Here is a 17708-nt window from a genome sequence, read left to right as displayed (position 1 = left end):
CCATTACAGGTTGGAATTGGATAGTTTCTATGTTTACTAAAGAAAATTAGTATAACCTAGCAGGTGGAAATCCTGTCTGAGCAAGGTCTAACCAACCAGCAGTAGCGAGTCTTGAGTTGTCATCAGTAATGATGGGAGCTAAGCGTAGACAGCGAGAAAGTAGGGTTGAAATGCTATTGAGCCTCGAAATTTTGTATATCAGAGGGCTGACGTCTTAATTGGTGGGGAAAGCAAAATCACATAGGTCGTAATGGTAAGAACTATGTGGCACTGCGGGGTCAAAGGGCTAATCATGCTTTACATTGTGGTTAATTATCAACTGGGGAGAGCCTGCCGTTTCTTAGTAATAAGTATGATGAACAACAATAAAACGGAGGATGTCAAATGAACGACAGGCAGCCGGGTAGTCTCATAGTACCTCTGAGGTTGGGTAATGCCAATGGAGGGAAGGGGACTACATAATAACAATCTTTCTGAGGACACATTATCTGTACTCAGGGGCAGGAGAAATAATAGGAACAAAATTAGAAAGAATAGCAGAAATATCAGCAAATACAAGAAAGTCAGAATTTACTTCACTGTATCATCATATTAATGATGAGATGCTTAAGCAGTGTCACAGAGAACTGGATGGGAATAAGGCAGTAGGCATTAATAAAGTTACAAAAGCAGAATATGAAGTCAATTTAGAAGGAAATATATCAAATTTATTAAAAAGGCTAAAGAATAAGTCATATAAGCCATTACCATCATTAAGAGTATTTATACCGAAAGGTAATGGTAAAAGGTGCCCATTAGGAATTGCATCCTATGAAGATAAGATAGTACAACTTGCTGTGAAGAAAATATTGGAGGCAATTTATGAGCCAAGATTTCTAAGAAATATGTATGGGTTCCGTCCAAGACGTGGCTGTCATGATGCTATCAAGGAAATTCATAACAGAATGTATAGTGGAAAGATAAGCTACGTTGTTGATGCGGATATTAAAGGGTTCTTTGACCATATGAATTATGATTGGAGTAGGAAATACTTGAAAGCTGGTGTTATTACCGATGGAGTATTCCAAGAAAGCGTAGATGGTTCTGCACTTGGTAATACAATTAATGGTATCCTTAATTATTCACAAAAGTCGTGGTTGAACCTGTTTTTATTGCTGAAGTATTAATAAGAAAATTTCCTAAGAGAATCAGGTATTGGCTTGGAATATAGATAAAGTTTACATGGTAATACGGAAGTTACATTGAGTGCTGATATTCTGAAATTAATGGTACCAATCATCTGTTAGTGAAAATTATATAGATTATTAAAGATTGAACCTTAACAAGAGTTGTCGTAACATTCTCCATTTAACAAGACAAAAATTACCTCCTTATCTTTTAGAAACAGAAATCAACCCAAAACCCCTACTCAATTCAACTGGAGAGTTTTAATCATAAAAAAGAGAGCTAATGCTCTCAAATTTTTTTCCAAGTATGATAGAACCAATCAGTTTTTTCTTTACCAAACTGTCTTGCCACTTCCTCCTTAACCTTCTCATCATATATACAATCAGAATTATAGTTACTAGCAATTTCAAATACTTTATTGTATATTAAAGCAAATAATTCCCTGTTGGACATTACCATATGATCATCCCCTTTTTATTCCATTATACCTAATCTAATCAACTCGTCAAAATCCCTGTATATTCTGCAATTTTTATCCGAAGGCTAGAATTAGCTGACACTCCCATCTTCTTTAAGTTGGGGATAATCACTGCTGTACCCCTGGATAAGTGATTCTAAGGCTTATTCTAATAAGATTAAAAAATTTCAACAAAATTCACAGACAAAACCGCAATGAAATCACAGTTGCAGATTTAATATTTTGAGGTAAGAGTATTTTTTATAATGAGAAATCTTTTGTTTTTTAAAAATTAAAAGTACATAATAGTAACGATAATAATATAACAAAAAACTATATGATAAAATCATGATGCCGTTAAACAGGTGAGGTGTTTTATATGAAAAAATTAAAGGTGGATAAGGAAAATATCTCCTGATATAATATGTAAAGAGTAGATTAATTTTAGATCACGGAAAGGGAGATTATATTGTTAAAAGAATTTAAGGATTTTGCTATGAAGGGAAACGTTATGGATTTAGCAATAGGTGTTGTTATAGGAGGTGCATTTGGCAAGATAGTATCTTCTTTAGTGAATGATATAATAATGCCATTAGTAGGACTACTGATTGGTAAAATCGATTTTTCCAATTTATTTATAACATTAGGCAATAGTGACTTTAACACAATAGAGGAAGCTAAAAAAGCAGGTGTTCCAACCTTAAATTATGGAACATTTATAAATAACGTAATTGATTTTCTTATAATATCATTTTGTATATTTATAGTTATAAATCAAATGAATAAGTTTTTAAATAAGAAGAAAGAAGAAAAATTAGTAGATACTAAAAAATGTAAGTATTGTTCAAGCGATATACCCATAGATGCAATTAGATGCCCGCATTGCACTTCGCACCTTGATTAATAAATTTACTATTAACAATGATAGTTTATCTAGAACAAGGCAAACCATATTCAATAACATAGTTATTGGCCTAAATATTCTTTATTTATTTTTGGCTGCCTATTTTAAATCGGATTCATTAATTATTGTAATAACGATGCCTATAATTGCTATCGTAGATATTATAGCTGTAATAATTTTAGGCGTTTTTGCAAGGTTAAGAAGGTGGTTTTAGAAAATAGATTACTTTACATTCTTTAATATATAACTAGAGTTTATATCAAACGGTATAGGCTTTTTATATATAGACAGTAAAAGAGAACATTTAGACAGAATAATGATGAAAAGTGAAAAATATATTTGATATTATTTCCTAAAGTATTGACAATGTGTATAATAGTGAATAAATGTAGGATGGGGGAATGAGTAATGGAATATGAAAGCATACTATTTGACCTTGATGGTACACTAACGGACTCTGCAGTAGGCATAATAAACTCAGTTATATATGCTCTTGAAAAATATGATATAAAGGTAAATGATAGAAAGGAATTAAATAAATTTATTGGACCTCCTTTAAAGGATTCTTTTGAATGTTACTACGGATTTTCAAAAGAACAAGCAAAAACTGCTGTAGAATATTATCGTGAGTATTATAGAAAAAGGGGTATATTTGAGAATTTGATCTATGACGGAATTGAGGATTTACTTAAAACATTAAAATATAATAACAAAACACTGGTTGTTGCAACATCTAAACCTGAAGTATTTGCACAACAAATATTAGAGAATTTTCATATTGCCAAATATTTCATGTATATTGCGGGAAGTAATCTTGATGGAACAAGAGTTAAAAAAGATGAGGTTATTCAATATGCGTTAGAAAGCTGTAATATTACCAATTTACCAAAAGTAATAATGATAGGAGATAGGGAGCATGATATTAATGGTGCAAAAAATGTAGGAATAGATTCAATTGGTGTTCTGTACGGATATGGTGATAGAGTTGAACTTGAAAAAGCAGGCGCAGATTTTATTGTTAATACTGTATTAGATATTGAGAAAATGTTAATCTAATGGAAAACTTAGTGCTCTAAAAGAAGTTTTAATAGTCTTTAGTTAAAGAAACACTATAAATATCAAACTCAGTTAATAAATAATAAAGATAGGTTTTGACATTTGGCTGCTAATCCATTTTATTTTTAGAGTAGCGATTATATATCAAATTATAATATAATTATTATATGTTTTGGGGTGAGTATATAAGTGAAAACAGTAGAAGTAGTAGCTGCAATTATAAAGCAGGGTAATGAAATATTTGTTACATGTCGTGGCTATGGTGAGTTTAAGGATATGTGGGAATTTCCAGGTGGCAAAATAGAATCTGGAGAGACAAGGGAAGAAGCTCTTGTTCGTGAAATTAAAGAAGAATTAGAATTGGATATACATGTTTCTAAATATGTAACTACTATTGATTATGATTATCCAAATTTTAATCTTATAATGCATTGTTTCTTGTGTGATGTGTGCGGAGGAAAAATTCATTTAAATGTTCATAATGATGCTAAGTGGATACCATTAAATGAATTGGACAAACTTACATGGGTTCCAGCAGATATATTAGTTATGGAGGAATTAAAAAAAGTATAAAATAATAGCATTTATAGATATAAGATATGTATTACATACAGATGACAATAAGCATTGCTTTTTTATATGAAAATATTTGTGTTTCATGTGATAAGCGTTGATTAGATTTTTAGTAAAATATTATATGATGTGTTCTCTGTATAAAAATATTAAATTAATACAGGTGATAATGTGAAATCAATATTTGATAAAATAAGTAATATAGAAAAGCAAGATAGTAATGATTTTTATATTAACAGTAAAGAAATAGAAGATAGCAGGTTTGTTATTAATAATGAATTAATAGTTAATTCACAAAAAGGGAATCTGTTACAAGAACTTAAGGTATGTTTAAGCCAATGTGATGAATTTTATTTCAGTGTAGCATTTATTAATTTTAGTGGTCTTCAACTTTTATTGGATAGTTTTGAAGAACTTCATAAAAAAGGTGTTAAGGGAAAAATATTAACTTCAACATATCTTAATTTTACTGAGCCCAAGGCGCTTGAAAGAATAAGAAAATTTAGTAATATTGATTTAAGGGTTTTTATTGTTGATAAGGATAAGGGGTTTCATACTAAAGCTTATATCTTTGAGAATAGAGAAGAATATAAAATAATTATAGGCTCCTCTAATATAACTCAAAGAGCTTTAAAAAGTAATGTTGAATGGAATGTAAAAGTTGTTTCAAAAAGAGATAATAGTTTTACGCGTCAGGTTTTAGAAGAATACTTGGGATTATGGAATTTAACCACTATTGTAAGTGATGACTTTCTTAATAGTTACAGAAGTTTTCTCAAGGAAATTAGAAAAAGTGAGATTAATAAGGCTTTAGATTTTAGTAATTACGAATTAATAAAACCAAATCAAATGCAAAAAATGGCAATGAAAAGTTTAGATAGATTAAGGCATTCAGGTGAAAATAAGGCATTGGTTGTTGCAGCTACTGGTACAGGTAAAACATATATGTCAGCTTTTGATGTTATAAAATATAATCCCCAAAGAATGCTTTTTTTAGTACATAGAGAAGAAATTTTGAGAGATGCGGAGGAAACATTCAAGAAATTAGTAAAGAATAAAAATAAGAGTACAGGACTTTTAACAGGTACAATTAAAGAAATAGATGCAGATTATGTATTTTCCACTGTACAATCAATGAATAATTATCTTGATAATTTTAAAAAAGATGATTTTGAATATATTATTATAGATGAAGCTCATCATGCAGCTAGTGCATCTTATAAAAAAATCATGGATTACTTTAAACCTAAATTTTTACTTGGAATGACTGCAACACCGGAAAGGTGTGATGGTGGGAATATATTTGATGTTTTTGATGGTAATATAGCTTTAGAAGTAAGACTTAAAGAGGCTTTAGAACAACAATTAGTAGTTCCATTTCATTATTTTGGTATAATAGATATTGATGGCATAGACTTAAGTGACGTAAGTTTACAGGATATTGATGAAATAGTTAAAAGATTGAAAGTTAATGAAAGAGTTGACTTTATAATAGAAAAAATGATGTTTTACGGATATGACGGAGAAAAATGTAAGTGTATAGCTTTCTGTGCAAATATAGATCATGCAGAGTATATGGCAAGTGAATTTAATAAAAGAAGTATAAAAAGTGTATGCTTAACAGGAAAAAATTCTCCTAATGAAAGAGAAGTTTATATAAAAAGATTAGAAAATGATAATGATGAATTAGAAGTTATATTTACGGTAGATATTTTTAATGAAGGTGTGGATATACCATCTATTAATTTAATTTTAATGCTTAGACCTACTAGCTCACCTATTATATTTATACAACAGCTTGGAAGGGGACTTAGAAAACATGAAGGTAAAACCTTTTTAACCGTGTTGGACTTTATAGGAAATCATAAAAAGACATTTTTAATAGCTATAGCATTAAATGGTTCAAGGTATTATGATAAGGATAGTTTAAAAGTAGTGGTATCAACTCAATTTGCAAATATACCGGGATGTACTAATATTCAAATGGATAAAGTTGCTGAAGAGAGAATTTTAGAGCAATTAAATAAAGAAAATTTTAATTCTATGAAGTATTTAAAAGAAGAATATTTGGAATTTAAAAAAATGAATAGAGGAAAAGTACCATATTTTCTTATGGATTATATAAAGTATGATGGAGCACCAGATCCCTTAAGATTTTTAAGCAAGGAAAAAACTTATCTCTCTTTTGTAGCTAAAATGGAAAATAATAAAAATTTAAAAAGGATATTGGAAGATGAGGATTTCTCTAAAATATTGAAAGAGATTGCTGATAAGTTACCAATAAAAAGAATTTATGAGTTTAGTATATTAAAGTATCTTTTGAATCATGAAAAAATAAACTTAAAGCAGGCTAGAGGTGAAATATTAAAATGTATTGATTATGTAGATGATAATAGTATTATACATGCGTTTAATTGTCTAAATCAAAGTTACTATGATACAGCTCAAATAAAAAGTACTGTTAAATTAGTTGAATTTAAGGATCAAATATTAGTTTGTACTTGGAAGTTTAAAAAAGTGATACATAATAAAGAATATAGATGTTATATTGAAGATATTATAAATTATGCACTTATAAGGTATGAAAAAAACTTTTCAAGTAATTATTATGGAGTTCCATTTTTAAAACTATATGAGCAGTACAAAATGGTAGATGTGGCGTTGCTTTCAAATTATACTAAAATCCATAGCTCTTTTAGAGGAAGTGGACTTATAACTAATAAAAATGAATATTTTATTTTTGTGGATTTGCATAAAGAAAAAGATATAAAAGAAAGCATTAATTATAAAGATAAACTTATAGACAGAAACTACTTTCAGTGGCAAAGTCCTAATAGTACATCACAGAGTTCAGAAAGAGGAAAAAATATTATATTTAATAAAGAAAGAGGTATTAATTTGCATATCTTTTTAAGAAAATATAAGAAAATAGATGGAGTTGTTCAACCGTATATTTACATAGGAAAAGGGTATGTAGTAGAATATAAAGGAGAAAAACCTATAACTGCTAAAATAAAATTAGAAAATGAAGTACCAAGTACTATATATACTGAGTTTATTAAAAAGATATAAATATTTTACAATTATCATTAATGTATATAAAAGTAATATTAGGGAGAAGGTTTATATACAAAATTAATATAGTGGGGGCTGTAGTTATACCCCCACATATAATTTGAATTATTTTGTTTTGTTATGGGTAATTGGGAATTTCATGTCTGGCCTTTCTTCATCTAATATTTTTATAAATCTTTCCAATAATCCCATTTTTTTTAGCTTTCTTAAAAAAGATTTTGGATAAGGTATATTTTGTTCATAGCTTTTTCTTGGATCTATTAGCATAAGTGTTCCATCTTCTTGAATAAATAGGTGTGGAAATCTTATTTCTAATTTTGTAAATTTTAGTTTCTTCATATGGTCAATTAATTCTGCTATTCTTATAACAAAAGATTTGCTTAAACCATATTTTATGAGATAATCTTTTACATTCATTCCTTCTACATATTCTCTAATTATATAATAGTTGTCCATTTTATAGGCTTTAGGAAAATGAGGGCTTTCTTCTACTGACTTTAATATATCAAATTCCCTTTTACAACTCTTTGAACTTTTAAATATTTTTAGAACTTTTCCATTTGGCATTAAATATACTTGTCCACTATGACCTTCTCCTAAATATCTGCAATATTTTAAATTGACTGGAATATTTTTATTATAACCATGTTTGTTTTTCACAATAACACCTCCTTTGTTTTTATGTATCATAAAAACAAAGGATTCAACGATAAAATAAAGAATCATTTAACATATAATATTAAAGTAAGTTCATTATGTTACTGATTGTTTAAGTTAGTTATTTCCAGATTCTTATGGAACATAATCTGCCAGAGGACAGTGCGACAGTGCTGTATGTGCAAAGGAACTGGCTGCCCAGGCTAAAAAACTTAATTTTCTAATGATGTCTTTAGTTAAGATATTTCGTCTGGAAAGCGAAATCATCGCCATAAATCTTAAAAAAGAAGGGTATATAGAGATGGAAAAAGCAATTGAAATGAAGTTAGGTGGGATTTTAACCTCTCTCAGCTCCAATGGTGCAGGTAAAACTATTATGACATACTGTTGTCACATTTAGTGTGGTACTATTAAAAAATAAAAAAGTAATTATTCATATAAGGAGAGGAATAAAATCATGTCTTATAAATTAAAGGAAGTAACAGTGAGAACGAATAATACTCAAGAGGGAGCAAAAATAATTAGTGAAGTTTGGAAAGATGTTATCAGTGGTAAACTACCTATTATTTTTGATAGTGAGCATGTATTTCAACAGGGGATTTCTCCAGTTTCAAAATACAGTAACTATTCCAGTGATGAAAATGGAGATTATGATCTTACTATAATGACTGTAACAGCTGATTTTTTTCGAATAATGGAAATAGAAGTAAATAAAGGGTTGTATAAAAAATATGATGAAAAAGATAAAAATGGAGAGATAGATGTATGCACAAGAAAGGCATGGGAAAAAGTGTGGCTTGAACAAAAAACAGGAGATATAAAGAGAGCTTTTACTAAAGATTATGAAAGCACTGTTCCAGGTGAATATACCAAAGATGGAAAAGCACATTGCTATTTATATATTGCCATTAAGTAGAATGAAAAGACAAGATTTTAATATAGTATCAATAATAATACCAGTAGGTTTAAGCAAGTTATCTAATGGAAAAAAGGATTTTATATGATAGGGGGTGTAAGAATAAATTCGGTAAAATATAATCAATATTTAAGGTGTGTTGAATTGTGCAGAAAAAATATATAGTCACTTTCTAAATATCCATATTGCTTATCCCCAATAAAGAATTTATCTGTGTTAGAGTTCCATCCAAAAGTAACATAATTAAAGTTGGACAAGAAGAGGATTTTAAGCTAAACATTGATTTTAAAACTGGTAAAAGAAAAAATAGCAAAAGTAAAAGCCTACTTGAACGTCTTTCTTTACATAAGGATGAAGTACTAAGATTTATGAATGACTTCGATATACCATTTGATAATAACCAGGCAGAACGTGATATTCGTATGACGAAGGTAAAGCAAAAAGTTTCTGGTACATTTAGAAGTTCACGTGGTGCAGAATTCTTTGCTAGGATCCGCGGATATATATCTACTGTACGTAAGCACTCTAAGAATATTATGGACTGCTTAGAGTCTGCTTTTACAGATAATCATATAGATCCTACAGTGACTTAAGCTTTTAATAAAAGGGATATTTTTATTAGGATATCTCTTCTTGGCATATCTGAAATTCAGGTAATCATGTCATCATGGCTGAATAGTCACCTTTAAACATATATCTCCTAATTTTGTCAATTCTTCAGGTGTCCATACACGTCCGCTGGGATTATGAGGGTTACAGAAAATACAGAGGGAGATTTTTTTTATCTTTTGCTTTCTCTTCTATGTTATCAAAATCCATAGTATAATATCCATTGTTTACAATTAAAATAGATGTTACTAATTCCAAGTTATTATATTTTACAGCATATTTAAAGAAAGCATAAGGGAGTTACTATTAAAATTTTTTCATCTGGTTTACATATATATTCCACTAGTTCATACAATGCAGGAATAATACCTGGGGAAGTAAGTAGATGATCTTTTTCAAAAGTCCAATTATAGTGACGTTTTGTCCATTTAGAAAATGCTTTGTAATATTCAGTATCAAATATTTTTGTATAACCGAAGATTCTGCGATCTAAACGTTCTTTTACAGCTTGTATAATTTCAGGAGGTGTGGCAAATTCCATATCTGCTATCCACATGCGAATAAATTCGTCATCAGCAAATGGAAACTTCATTGTTGGAGCTGAGTGAAAAATATAATCACGAAAGCCATCTGTATTCATGGCGTTTGTACCTTTTCGGTCAATAATTTCATCAAAATTGTAAATCATGTTAACACTCCTTATAACTTTTTTACAAAAAGGTTCAGATAGTGAAGCCTATGCCTTATAGGCAAACTTCACCTGAGCCAAAGAATCACTTGAATAGAATATATAAGAACTAAAGAATTTTAATAATAATACTTTGATTTAATAATAGTATGACATTATTATTATATATTATCAAAAAAATTATGTAGTGGATATATTAAGATAAGGAAGGTGGAATAAAAAATTTGTTTAAAGAGCAAGTGGATAAAGAACTGAAATTATTGGGATTAAATCTTTTAAAACAACCTATATTCTATAATTGTCCTTATGGCATTCGCTTTGAAATAGGTATTGGCGATGTATATGGCAAAAATATGATCCCACGAAAAGAATATGTTAAAAATGCTTTGAGGCGTGCTATGACCATATATAATAATGGAATAAAATCTCTAGGTATTTTAATGTGGGAAGTGTATTCTCAACCTGAAAGAAATAAGGGAGATTTTCAAATTCTTTTTTCAGAAAGAATTACACCAATCTTACCACAGGAAGAGTATTTAAAAGATATTAAGAGTGATGGGGATATTATGAAGAAAATTGAATTTTATTGGGATTTAAAAAAATGTAAAATTCCAATAAACAAAGTATTTACAGAAATTATTCTTGGAGATTTGGGGGGGATGCAGGAGTTTGTTGCGTCTGTATATTTATTTGATATTCAGAACCATATTATGCTGCATTTATATGATGATAGAGGTCTTGATATTGTTGCCCATGATAAGAATACTTTGATATCATTTTATAAAAAATTAAATACATGGATACTTTATTATGATCGTAAACAAACAGATAAAATATTTCTTTAGTAACATTATAATCAAGAAATTTCATGATATACTAGAATTAGTCATAGAAGAATTATGGGGTACTGTATACTAATAGAATATTATTGGGAGGAGTATTATGAAAATTTATGATATTTTGTTTGGTTCAAGGCCAAAATCTGTTTTAACAATAATAGAAGAGGGAAATTTAGATGAACTTAGAGTTTTTATAAAAAATGGAGGAGACATTAATTTAGAATATGATGGTAAAAGTCTGCTTCATTTTGCCATAGATAACTGTGAAAATAATTATTTTAAAGTAATAGAGTTTTTAATTGATAATAGAGCGGATATAAATAGTCACCAAAGTTATTTGAAAGAAACACCTCTGCATAGAATATGTGCAAGAATAAAGCCTAAAATTGATGTTGTGCAATTATTGTTAGATAGGGGAGCCAAAGTAAATGCTGAAAACATATCTGGCAAAACCCCGGTATTTTACTGTAATTTTAGTTATTCTGTGGATCTTTTGAAGCTTCTTGTAAAATATGGAGCAAATGTGAAGCACACCGATAAATACAACAATACTCTTTTACATGATGACTATTTGAATTGTAATGCTGAAACTTTTGAAGATTTTTTAAAAGTACTTATCTCCCTTGATTTCAATATAAATTCAAAGAATAATGCAGGACACACCCCTCTTTATCTATGTAAAAATAAATATATTGAAAAAATATTTATAAGATATGGTGGAAAAGTAAACCTTTAGTTACATTGTTAGGTTAACACTCACATCTGCTATTTAGGAAGGAGTTTTTATATGCAAGTTGATTATGGAGTTATTATCTGTACTGTCATTAATTTTATTTTATTATTTTTAATTATGGTAATAATATATAAATCAATAAGAGGGTTTAAAAATTTTATTGATAGAAATAAAGAGATGGATAAAAAAATAGATAGTATTTTAAATAAATTAGAAAATAAAAAGGATAATTAAATTTAAACTACTCTTTGAATTTTTAAATATTTTTAGAACTTTTCTATTTTCCTTTTAAATTAAATAAGACAATACTTAAAATAATAATTGTTCCACCAATAAAAGTACCCATACTTGGAACCTCTTTTAACAGCATAAATCCCAGCAGGCTGGAAAGCAGCGGAGTAATAAACATAAAATTGGTGACTTCATTTGTTTTCTCTGCAAGGGATAGAGCTGTACCCCAGAGAAAGTACGCTATTGCGCTTGGCATTATACCCAGGTATATAACTGATAAAATATGTTCTGGTTTAGAAGTCAGTGTCTGTGTAACTACATCTGACAGGAAAACTGCCAGTAATATGGTACCACAGACCATACTGTATGTAGCGATTTCCAGTGATGTATATCCCATAGAGGAGAGTTTTCTGTTTAAAATGTTATAACCACAAAAAACAATAGCGGCACCTATAGTCCAAATTAAACCTATATTCACGGAGAATATACCATCCCACAGAAGAAGAATTAAAACGCCTATAAAGGATAATGTGATAGCAAACCAGCCTATAGCTTTAATCTTTTCTCCATAATAGCTAGAAGCAATTACTGCAGTCATGATAGGAGTGAGTGCTATAATGATACTGGAGGTGGCAGAGGTCAATGTTTGAATACCAGTATTAAAAGTAACCATATATAGGGTAAATCCAAGGCAGCCAGACAGGAAAAACAAGGGTATGTCCTTTTTTTCGGGTTTGCGTATATTATTAAATATTCCAATTATAATCAGAAAAATAGATGCCACAGTGCATCGTACAAATCCTAGTGCATTTGGGGTGTAATGAGCCATTGCTACTTTTGTAAGTGGAAAGGCAGATGCCCACAGAAAAACAGTAAAAAATCCTAATATGTTCACTTTGAGTTTTTCATTCATAGTATAGTTCAACTCCATTTCTAATTGCATAAAAGAGACATTTGTATTTATTATTGTTCTATATTATCATAGGACTACTTATTAGTAAAATTGTAATATATGATATTAATAACTAAGTAGATAAAATATAGAAAAGGGGAAGTAGTATGTGTGCTTTAGTAAAAAAAGTAATATCTAGAGAAGAATTAACCACAGAAAGAGTGATATGTAAGAATGCTGTCTTGCCAAATGAAGAATATGTACTTCTAAAAGGCATAGTTTACAGTCCAAAGAAAATACCGTTGCCCCATGCAGCTATTGATATAGTTCAAATTGACAGTAATGTAATACCAAAAGCAGAGAGAAATATAGGTGTAACTTTTACACTGGATGATGGTTCCTATGGGGTGTCACTTTTATGGAAAAGTGGATATTCTTATAAATTAACTGCATATTCACCGGCATAAGAACTGTAACTAATTCATAAGAACTGTAACTAATTTCACAAGCTATATATAATATATAATTAGAGTGATTAATGCTCAAAATGTAAATTAAAAGGAGAGAGTGCTATGGCTAACTATAGACCAAAAGCAGTTACTGTTGAAGCATCTCTTGCAGATTCAGGAACAGCCTATACTAAAGATATCAGTACAAGTACCTGGGGAATGTTTCTATTAAGAGGAACAGCCATAAGTCCTACTGGAGCAGCTATGCAAAGTGGCGCTGTTCAGGTTTGGGAAAGTACTGCTCCAACAACTGGCGAAGCACAACACACCACTTTTACAGATGCAGTAGGTAGGTATGGGGTAACTTGTAAGGCTAATGTTGCCCTAGTAATTAAATTCTTTGGAGTTTAATAATTAGATTTTTAGTAACAATATAATTTAAAATACAGCTGTTCCAAAATAATTTTTAAATTTGTTTTGGGACAGTTTTTTATATAAAGCTATGAGTAACAAACAGTGCATTTTTTAATATTATAAAATTAAAGAAGAAAATATTCTAAAGAGATAATATTAGGGAGATACTATGCAAAAAATTGAAACCTTGGACGGATATCATGTTTATTATATAAGAAAAGGAAAAAAATATAATTATTTAGCAGACAGGGATAATTATAAAAAAGATATCAATGCTTTATTAAAAACTGTAGATGATATTAAGTTCGATTCATTAATCATTATCTTTGGCATTGATACAGGAGAATATTTAGAGGATTTATATAAGCTTTTGTGCAGTAAAAATAGAATACTGATTTTTGAACCCAATAAAGAAATATTTGATGAAAATCAAAATAATATAAATAGTGATAATGTAAAATTAGTTTTTTATGATGGAAATTCTGTAAAATCTAAATTGTACAGCATAATAAATATTACAAACTTTAATAATTTATATGTTCATGCCTTTGGAAATTATTCTAGTGTATATAGAGAAGAATACGAAACATTTATGGAAAATTTGGAATGTGTTTATTATACAGCATGTTCTTCCATAAGTATTGCAAATAGGTTCAGAGAAGTATTTATCAGAAATTTAATAGGCAATCTGAAATCTTTAAATAGTGCAGTACCCCTTAATTTATATGAAAATATAAATAGAGGTATTCCGGCAATAATAGTATCAGCAGGGCCTTCTTTAGACAAAAATATTCAGCAGATGGTTAAATATAAAAGATATCTGGATAAATATTTTATAATAGCAGGAAGCAGAACATTAAAGGCAATGCTTCAAAATGGTATAAGACCAGACATGGTTGTATCCATAGACCCTGTGTATGACAATTATGATATGATGAAAGATTATTTGGAGGAAGATATACCCCTTGCATTTTATGAATATAGCAATAGATATCTGATAAGAGATTATAAAGGAAAAAAAATATATTTATCTACACTATTGTCAAAAACCATACCTAAGTTAAGCGGACTTAAAGGAGTGTATCTTGGAGGATCTGTAGCTCATACTTGTGTGGACATTGCAAATTTTATGGCATGTTCTCCCATTATATTAGTAGGACAGGATTTTGCCTTTACCTATGGTAAACATCATTCAGATTCTTCTATTTTCCATGGTGATAAAAAAAATAGATATGATGCTGATTTCAATGTTAAAGATATATTTGGTAAGGAAGTAAAAACCAATGTAACACTGAATCAATTCAAGACAAAAATAGAAGAGTATATAAGTTTTCAAAGCAGAGTAAATAATGTAGAATTCATCAATGCATCTTATGGAGCAGAAATTAAAGGTGCACCCCACATGGAATTATGTGATGTATTTAAAATATATAAGGTTCAAAACACGAAAAAAAATTGTGTTGTAGATAATAAATTCATTGAAATAGACGCAGAAAATATAGCTTGTAATATATTGGAATATGTAAAAAGATGCATAGATGCAGCCAGTGAAGGGGAGGAACTTTGTAAAGATTTATTATCTGTAAAATCCTATAAGTCTTTAATGGATATGGATGAAGATGATGTAGAACTTGAAAAGTTTCTGCATGTTATGGGGATAGTAGGTGGATTTGAATCATCATTAGGAAGACTCTACCTTGGCGGATATTTTAATAAGTTCTTATTTGACATAAAGGAAGAAACTTTTAATATGTCTGCTAAAGAGTATGATTCTCTTACTTCAAACTTAAGGTATCAAAGCAAATGTTTTTTAGCTTATTTCAAAAAAATGAAAGATTTCTTAAGAGAAGTTGAATCCATAATGGCAGAAATTATGGCAGAGTTTTAGTAATGGAGGTAAAGTAATGGAAAAGGTAATAAATGGTAAGGTATATAAACAAGTAAAAATAAGCAAGATGGTAATCGACGGAAAAGAAAAGAAGGGATCGATAATATCATCAGAAGATACTGCTGCGGGTAAGGATACCACAGTGACTATATTTACAGAGGATATAGATGAGGAAAATGATGATAAATAATATAGATACTATAGAGTTATATAAAAAAAATCCCATAATAATAAATTCTAATAATTTAAATCCATGCAGAAAATATAATTTAAATCTGATTTTAAAGGAGCATGAAAGGGTAATTATTAAAGGCACTGTATACAACTTGAATAAAATGCCAAGTATAGGTGCTGCCATAGAGGTGATTCGAGTTAATTATAGCAGTAATGCCAGAGAAACAATTGGCTATGCATATACGGATAATAAAGGAAAATATTTATTTTCTCTGGAGATTTTATCGAATATATTTTATGAAATGAATATATATTCTCCTTTAAATATGTAGTGAACAGTAAAGGGGAGGGTAGAATTTTGAAATCTTATGCAGAGATTATTATAACCCCACAGGAATTAGGATTATATAGGGTATTGGATAAGAGAATTGTATTAGAAAGCAGTCAGGATATATTAATAGAAGGAAAGGTATTAAATTCAGAGTATAACCCGGTGGAGGGAGCTGTTATTGGTATCAAAAGTATAAATTACAATTATAGACCTCCTAAAGAAACAGATATTGGATATGCAATTACCAATAATTCTGGATCCTATGCCATAAATGTTAACAAAATCAACAATGTAAGCTATGAACTATATGTATATGAACCGATAATTAAACCTTTATGTTAGGAGTAAATTACAAGTTAAGTGGAAGGAATGCCAAAATGAAGAGTTGTAATAGGGTACTTATAAATGGAAAAGTATGTTATAGAAATGGAAATCCAGTTAAAAATGCAATAGTTATATTGGAAGCATTTCTTCCACATTCAGATTATAAAAAGTTTTGTGGATATACACTTACAAATTGTAATGGAGAGTTTTGTTGTTTAATTTACAATAAAAGATATTATTATAAATTAAAAGTTTTCAATAATGAATGTTTAAGTAATGAAGATTGCAGTATATACTTTGAATAATGTATAGAGTATAAGTAGGAGGCAATTAATGAAGAGAGTTTTAGTAACAGGAGCAGATGGATTCATAGGAAGCCACCTGGTGGAAAAACTTTTAAACTTGGGATATAAGGTGAGAGCTTTTGTATATTATAATTCCTTTAATTCCTGGGGATGGCTTGATACACTGCCAGAACATATGTTAAAGGAAATAGAAATATTCAGCGGGGATATAAGGGATCCAGCTAGAGTAAAGGATTCTTTAAAAGACATAGATGATGTTTATCACCTGGCAGCATTAATAGCCATTCCCTTTAGTTATTATTCCCCCTATTCTTATATGGATACTAATATAAAAGGTACATTAAATGTGCTTCAAGGGGCTAGAGAATTAAATGTAAAGAGAATTATTATAACTTCCACTTCAGAGGTTTATGGCAGTGCCAAATTTGTACCAATAACAGAGGGGCACCCTTGTCAGGCACAATCACCTTATGCGGCTACTAAAATAGCAGCTGATAAACTAGCTGAGTCTTTTTATAGAAGTTTTTCACTGCCTGTAACTCTAGTAAGGCCTTTCAATACTTATGGTCCCAGACAATCAGCAAGAGCTGTAATACCTACCATAATAACTCAGTTATTGTCAAAAAAAGAAGAGATAAAATTAGGTTCGTTAACGCCCACAAGGGATTTTAATTATGTAAAAGATACTGTAGAGGGCTTTATAGAAGTTTGTAAAAGTGACAAGACAATAGGGGAAGTGATAAATATAGCTTCTCAAAAGGAAATATCCATAGGGGAACTTGCGGAAGAACTTATTAGGCAATTGAACCCAAAAGCTAAAATTATATGTGAAACGGAGAGAACACGGCCTGAGAAAAGTGAAGTAAACAGGCTATTGGGCTCTAATGAAAAAATTAAAAATTTAACGGGTTGGACTCCCGGGTTTACCTTTCAGGAAGGTATTAAAGAGACTATAAAGTGGTTTAGAGAGGAAAAAAACTTAGAAAAATATAAAAGGGATATATATACTATGTAAATTCTTTAATT

General features: G+C 29.6%; 24 protein-coding genes and 2 pseudogenes. 21 read left to right on the top strand and 5 right to left on the bottom strand.

Translation table 11 applies throughout. From position 1 onward, the window contains the following. The first annotated feature begins 602 nt into the window (after positions 1 to 602). Complete coding sequence (locus V7Q02_RS10030) at positions 603 to 1166, top strand: reverse transcriptase domain-containing protein (RefSeq protein WP_333860876.1); 564 nt, start codon at positions 603 to 605, stop codon at positions 1164 to 1166. A 289-nt stretch (positions 1167 to 1455) separates the two neighbouring features. Here the strand turns inward: V7Q02_RS10030 and V7Q02_RS10025 are convergent, their stop codons facing one another. After that, on the bottom strand, positions 1456 to 1626 hold the full coding sequence (locus V7Q02_RS10025; protein WP_333860875.1) for a hypothetical protein: 171 nt from the start codon (positions 1624 to 1626) through the stop codon (positions 1456 to 1458). Between the two features lie 467 nt (positions 1627 to 2093). Here V7Q02_RS10025 and mscL point away from each other — a divergent pair, with 467 nt between their 5' ends. The 5 genes from mscL to V7Q02_RS10000 all read left to right on the top strand — a co-directional run bounded on the left by mscL (position 2094) and on the right by V7Q02_RS10000 (position 7229). Then, positions 2094 to 2528 (top strand): large conductance mechanosensitive channel protein MscL, encoded by a 435-nt coding sequence (gene mscL, locus V7Q02_RS10020; protein ID WP_333860874.1) that lies wholly within the window; start codon positions 2094 to 2096, stop codon positions 2526 to 2528. Then, positions 2521 to 2742 carry a hypothetical protein gene (locus V7Q02_RS10015; protein WP_333860873.1) on the top strand — a complete coding sequence of 74 codons (222 nt, stop codon included), beginning with the start codon at positions 2521 to 2523 and terminating at the stop codon, positions 2740 to 2742. The genes mscL and V7Q02_RS10015 overlap by 8 nt, the downstream gene beginning before the upstream one ends. A gap of 194 nt (positions 2743 to 2936) precedes the next feature. Beyond that, positions 2937 to 3584, top strand: a complete 648-nt coding sequence (locus tag V7Q02_RS10010; RefSeq protein ID WP_333860872.1) for an HAD family hydrolase — start codon at positions 2937 to 2939, stop codon at positions 3582 to 3584. Positions 3585 to 3773: 189 nt separating this feature from the next. After that, on the top strand, positions 3774 to 4157 hold the full coding sequence (locus tag V7Q02_RS10005) for a (deoxy)nucleoside triphosphate pyrophosphohydrolase (protein WP_333860871.1): 384 nt from the start codon (positions 3774 to 3776) through the stop codon (positions 4155 to 4157). Between the two features lie 171 nt (positions 4158 to 4328). After that, complete coding sequence (locus tag V7Q02_RS10000; RefSeq protein ID WP_333860870.1) at positions 4329 to 7229, top strand: DEAD/DEAH box helicase; 2901 nt, start codon at positions 4329 to 4331, stop codon at positions 7227 to 7229. 108 nt (positions 7230 to 7337) lie between these two features. On the opposite strand, the gene V7Q02_RS09995 is transcribed toward V7Q02_RS10000, so the two are convergent. Further along, complete coding sequence (locus V7Q02_RS09995) at positions 7338 to 7892, bottom strand: protein kinase (protein ID WP_333860869.1); 555 nt, start codon at positions 7890 to 7892, stop codon at positions 7338 to 7340. Positions 7893 to 8112: 220 nt separating this feature from the next. Here V7Q02_RS09995 and V7Q02_RS09990 point away from each other — a divergent pair, with 220 nt between their 5' ends. The 4 genes and pseudogenes from V7Q02_RS09990 to V7Q02_RS15950 all read left to right on the top strand — a co-directional run. Then, positions 8113 to 8289, top strand: coding sequence for a hypothetical protein (locus tag V7Q02_RS09990; protein WP_333860868.1), 177 nt, complete (start codon positions 8113 to 8115; stop codon positions 8287 to 8289). A 57-nt stretch (positions 8290 to 8346) separates the two neighbouring features. Beyond that, positions 8347 to 8805 carry an AraC family transcriptional regulator gene (locus V7Q02_RS09985; RefSeq protein ID WP_333860867.1) on the top strand — a complete coding sequence of 153 codons (459 nt, stop codon included), beginning with the start codon at positions 8347 to 8349 and terminating at the stop codon, positions 8803 to 8805. 84 nt (positions 8806 to 8889) lie between these two features. Further along, positions 8890 to 9045, top strand: a pseudogene (locus V7Q02_RS09980) (AAA family ATPase); the annotation flags it as partial. A gap of 107 nt (positions 9046 to 9152) precedes the next feature. After that, positions 9153 to 9327, top strand: a pseudogene (locus tag V7Q02_RS15950) (IS66 family transposase); the annotation flags it as partial. 143 nt (positions 9328 to 9470) lie between these two features. Here the strand turns inward: V7Q02_RS15950 and V7Q02_RS09970 are convergent. Together V7Q02_RS09970 and V7Q02_RS09965 are read right to left on the bottom strand one after the other, a co-directional pair. Next, positions 9471 to 9569 carry an aminotransferase class I/II-fold pyridoxal phosphate-dependent enzyme gene (locus tag V7Q02_RS09970; protein ID WP_333860878.1) on the bottom strand — a complete coding sequence of 33 codons (99 nt, stop codon included), beginning with the start codon at positions 9567 to 9569 and terminating at the stop codon, positions 9471 to 9473. A 125-nt stretch (positions 9570 to 9694) separates the two neighbouring features. Further along, positions 9695 to 10102, bottom strand: coding sequence for a hypothetical protein (locus tag V7Q02_RS09965; protein WP_333860865.1), 408 nt, complete (start codon positions 10100 to 10102; stop codon positions 9695 to 9697). Positions 10103 to 10326: 224 nt separating this feature from the next. Here V7Q02_RS09965 and V7Q02_RS09960 point away from each other — a divergent pair, with 224 nt between their 5' ends. The 3 genes from V7Q02_RS09960 to V7Q02_RS09950 all read left to right on the top strand — a co-directional run bounded on the left by V7Q02_RS09960 (position 10327) and on the right by V7Q02_RS09950 (position 11908). After that, positions 10327 to 10947, top strand: coding sequence for a DUF3885 domain-containing protein (locus tag V7Q02_RS09960; RefSeq protein WP_333860864.1), 621 nt, complete (start codon positions 10327 to 10329; stop codon positions 10945 to 10947). 97 nt (positions 10948 to 11044) lie between these two features. Beyond that, the gene (locus tag V7Q02_RS09955; protein WP_333860863.1) at positions 11045 to 11677 is read left to right on the top strand and encodes an ankyrin repeat domain-containing protein; all 633 of its coding nucleotides are present in this window, start codon (positions 11045 to 11047) and stop codon (positions 11675 to 11677) included. A gap of 51 nt (positions 11678 to 11728) precedes the next feature. Next, positions 11729 to 11908, top strand: a complete 180-nt coding sequence (locus V7Q02_RS09950; RefSeq protein WP_333860862.1) for a hypothetical protein — start codon at positions 11729 to 11731, stop codon at positions 11906 to 11908. Positions 11909 to 11951: 43 nt separating this feature from the next. Here the strand turns inward: V7Q02_RS09950 and V7Q02_RS09945 are convergent, their stop codons facing one another. Beyond that, positions 11952 to 12818, bottom strand: coding sequence for a DMT family transporter (locus tag V7Q02_RS09945; RefSeq protein ID WP_333860861.1), 867 nt, complete (start codon positions 12816 to 12818; stop codon positions 11952 to 11954). A 146-nt stretch (positions 12819 to 12964) separates the two neighbouring features. On the opposite strand from V7Q02_RS09945, the gene V7Q02_RS09940 reads away from it, so the two are divergent. The 8 genes from V7Q02_RS09940 (at position 12965) to V7Q02_RS09905 (ending at position 17697) form a co-directional block, all read left to right on the top strand. Then, positions 12965 to 13264, top strand: coding sequence for a hypothetical protein (locus V7Q02_RS09940; RefSeq protein ID WP_333860860.1), 300 nt, complete (start codon positions 12965 to 12967; stop codon positions 13262 to 13264). A 105-nt stretch (positions 13265 to 13369) separates the two neighbouring features. Continuing rightward, on the top strand, positions 13370 to 13657 hold the full coding sequence (locus V7Q02_RS09935) for a hypothetical protein (protein ID WP_333860859.1): 288 nt from the start codon (positions 13370 to 13372) through the stop codon (positions 13655 to 13657). Positions 13658 to 13829: 172 nt separating this feature from the next. Continuing rightward, positions 13830 to 15548, top strand: coding sequence for a motility associated factor glycosyltransferase family protein (locus V7Q02_RS09930; protein WP_333860858.1), 1719 nt, complete (start codon positions 13830 to 13832; stop codon positions 15546 to 15548). A 16-nt stretch (positions 15549 to 15564) separates the two neighbouring features. Then, entirely contained in the window at positions 15565 to 15738 is a 174-nt protein-coding gene (locus V7Q02_RS09925) for a hypothetical protein (protein ID WP_333860857.1), read from the top strand. Further along, a complete protein-coding gene (locus V7Q02_RS09920; RefSeq protein ID WP_333860856.1) occupies positions 15716 to 16054 on the top strand; it encodes a hypothetical protein in 339 nt (112 codons plus the stop codon). The genes V7Q02_RS09925 and V7Q02_RS09920 overlap by 23 nt, the downstream gene beginning before the upstream one ends. A 26-nt stretch (positions 16055 to 16080) precedes the next feature. Then, on the top strand, positions 16081 to 16395 hold the full coding sequence (locus tag V7Q02_RS09915; protein WP_333860855.1) for a hypothetical protein: 315 nt from the start codon (positions 16081 to 16083) through the stop codon (positions 16393 to 16395). Positions 16396 to 16430: 35 nt separating this feature from the next. After that, positions 16431 to 16682 (top strand): hypothetical protein, encoded by a 252-nt coding sequence (locus tag V7Q02_RS09910; RefSeq protein ID WP_333860854.1) that lies wholly within the window; start codon positions 16431 to 16433, stop codon positions 16680 to 16682. 28 nt (positions 16683 to 16710) lie between these two features. Beyond that, a complete protein-coding gene (locus V7Q02_RS09905; RefSeq protein ID WP_333860853.1) occupies positions 16711 to 17697 on the top strand; it encodes an NAD-dependent 4,6-dehydratase LegB in 987 nt (328 codons plus the stop codon). Positions 17698 to 17708: the final 11 nt, after the last annotated feature.

Source organism: Clostridium sp. (assembly GCF_036781005.1).
In the GTDB taxonomy this organism is placed as follows: Bacteria; Bacillota; Clostridia; order Clostridiales; family Clostridiaceae; genus Clostridium_B.
The sequence above is the reverse complement of the archived record's forward strand: the minus strand, read 5'-3'. Positions and strand labels throughout refer to the sequence as shown.

What these genes read in the sequence shown, in the direction of transcription:
- V7Q02_RS10025 (WP_333860875.1), bottom strand. Translation starts at nt 1,626, where the DNA reads ATGGTAATGTCCAACAGGGAATTATTTGCTTTAATATACAATAAAGTA.
- V7Q02_RS09990 (WP_333860868.1), top strand. Translation starts at nt 8,113, where the DNA reads ATGATGTCTTTAGTTAAGATATTTCGTCTGGAAAGCGAAATCATCGCC.
- V7Q02_RS09905 (WP_333860853.1), top strand. Translation starts at nt 16,711, where the DNA reads ATGAAGAGAGTTTTAGTAACAGGAGCAGATGGATTCATAGGAAGCCAC.
- V7Q02_RS09925 (WP_333860857.1), top strand. Translation starts at nt 15,565, where the DNA reads ATGGAAAAGGTAATAAATGGTAAGGTATATAAACAAGTAAAAATAAGC.
- V7Q02_RS09955 (WP_333860863.1), top strand. Translation starts at nt 11,045, where the DNA reads ATGAAAATTTATGATATTTTGTTTGGTTCAAGGCCAAAATCTGTTTTA.
- V7Q02_RS10010 (WP_333860872.1), top strand. Translation starts at nt 2,937, where the DNA reads ATGGAATATGAAAGCATACTATTTGACCTTGATGGTACACTAACGGAC.
- V7Q02_RS09950 (WP_333860862.1), top strand. Translation starts at nt 11,729, where the DNA reads ATGCAAGTTGATTATGGAGTTATTATCTGTACTGTCATTAATTTTATT.
- V7Q02_RS09985 (WP_333860867.1), top strand. Translation starts at nt 8,347, where the DNA reads ATGTCTTATAAATTAAAGGAAGTAACAGTGAGAACGAATAATACTCAA.
- V7Q02_RS09920 (WP_333860856.1), top strand. Translation starts at nt 15,716, where the DNA reads ATGAGGAAAATGATGATAAATAATATAGATACTATAGAGTTATATAAA.
- V7Q02_RS09930 (WP_333860858.1), top strand. Translation starts at nt 13,830, where the DNA reads ATGCAAAAAATTGAAACCTTGGACGGATATCATGTTTATTATATAAGA.
- V7Q02_RS09910 (WP_333860854.1), top strand. Translation starts at nt 16,431, where the DNA reads ATGAAGAGTTGTAATAGGGTACTTATAAATGGAAAAGTATGTTATAGA.
- V7Q02_RS09945 (WP_333860861.1), bottom strand. Translation starts at nt 12,818, where the DNA reads ATGAATGAAAAACTCAAAGTGAACATATTAGGATTTTTTACTGTTTTT.
- V7Q02_RS10030 (WP_333860876.1), top strand. Translation starts at nt 603, where the DNA reads ATGCTTAAGCAGTGTCACAGAGAACTGGATGGGAATAAGGCAGTAGGC.
- V7Q02_RS09965 (WP_333860865.1), bottom strand. Translation starts at nt 10,102, where the DNA reads ATGATTTACAATTTTGATGAAATTATTGACCGAAAAGGTACAAACGCC.
- V7Q02_RS09940 (WP_333860860.1), top strand. Translation starts at nt 12,965, where the DNA reads ATGTGTGCTTTAGTAAAAAAAGTAATATCTAGAGAAGAATTAACCACA.
- V7Q02_RS09935 (WP_333860859.1), top strand. Translation starts at nt 13,370, where the DNA reads ATGGCTAACTATAGACCAAAAGCAGTTACTGTTGAAGCATCTCTTGCA.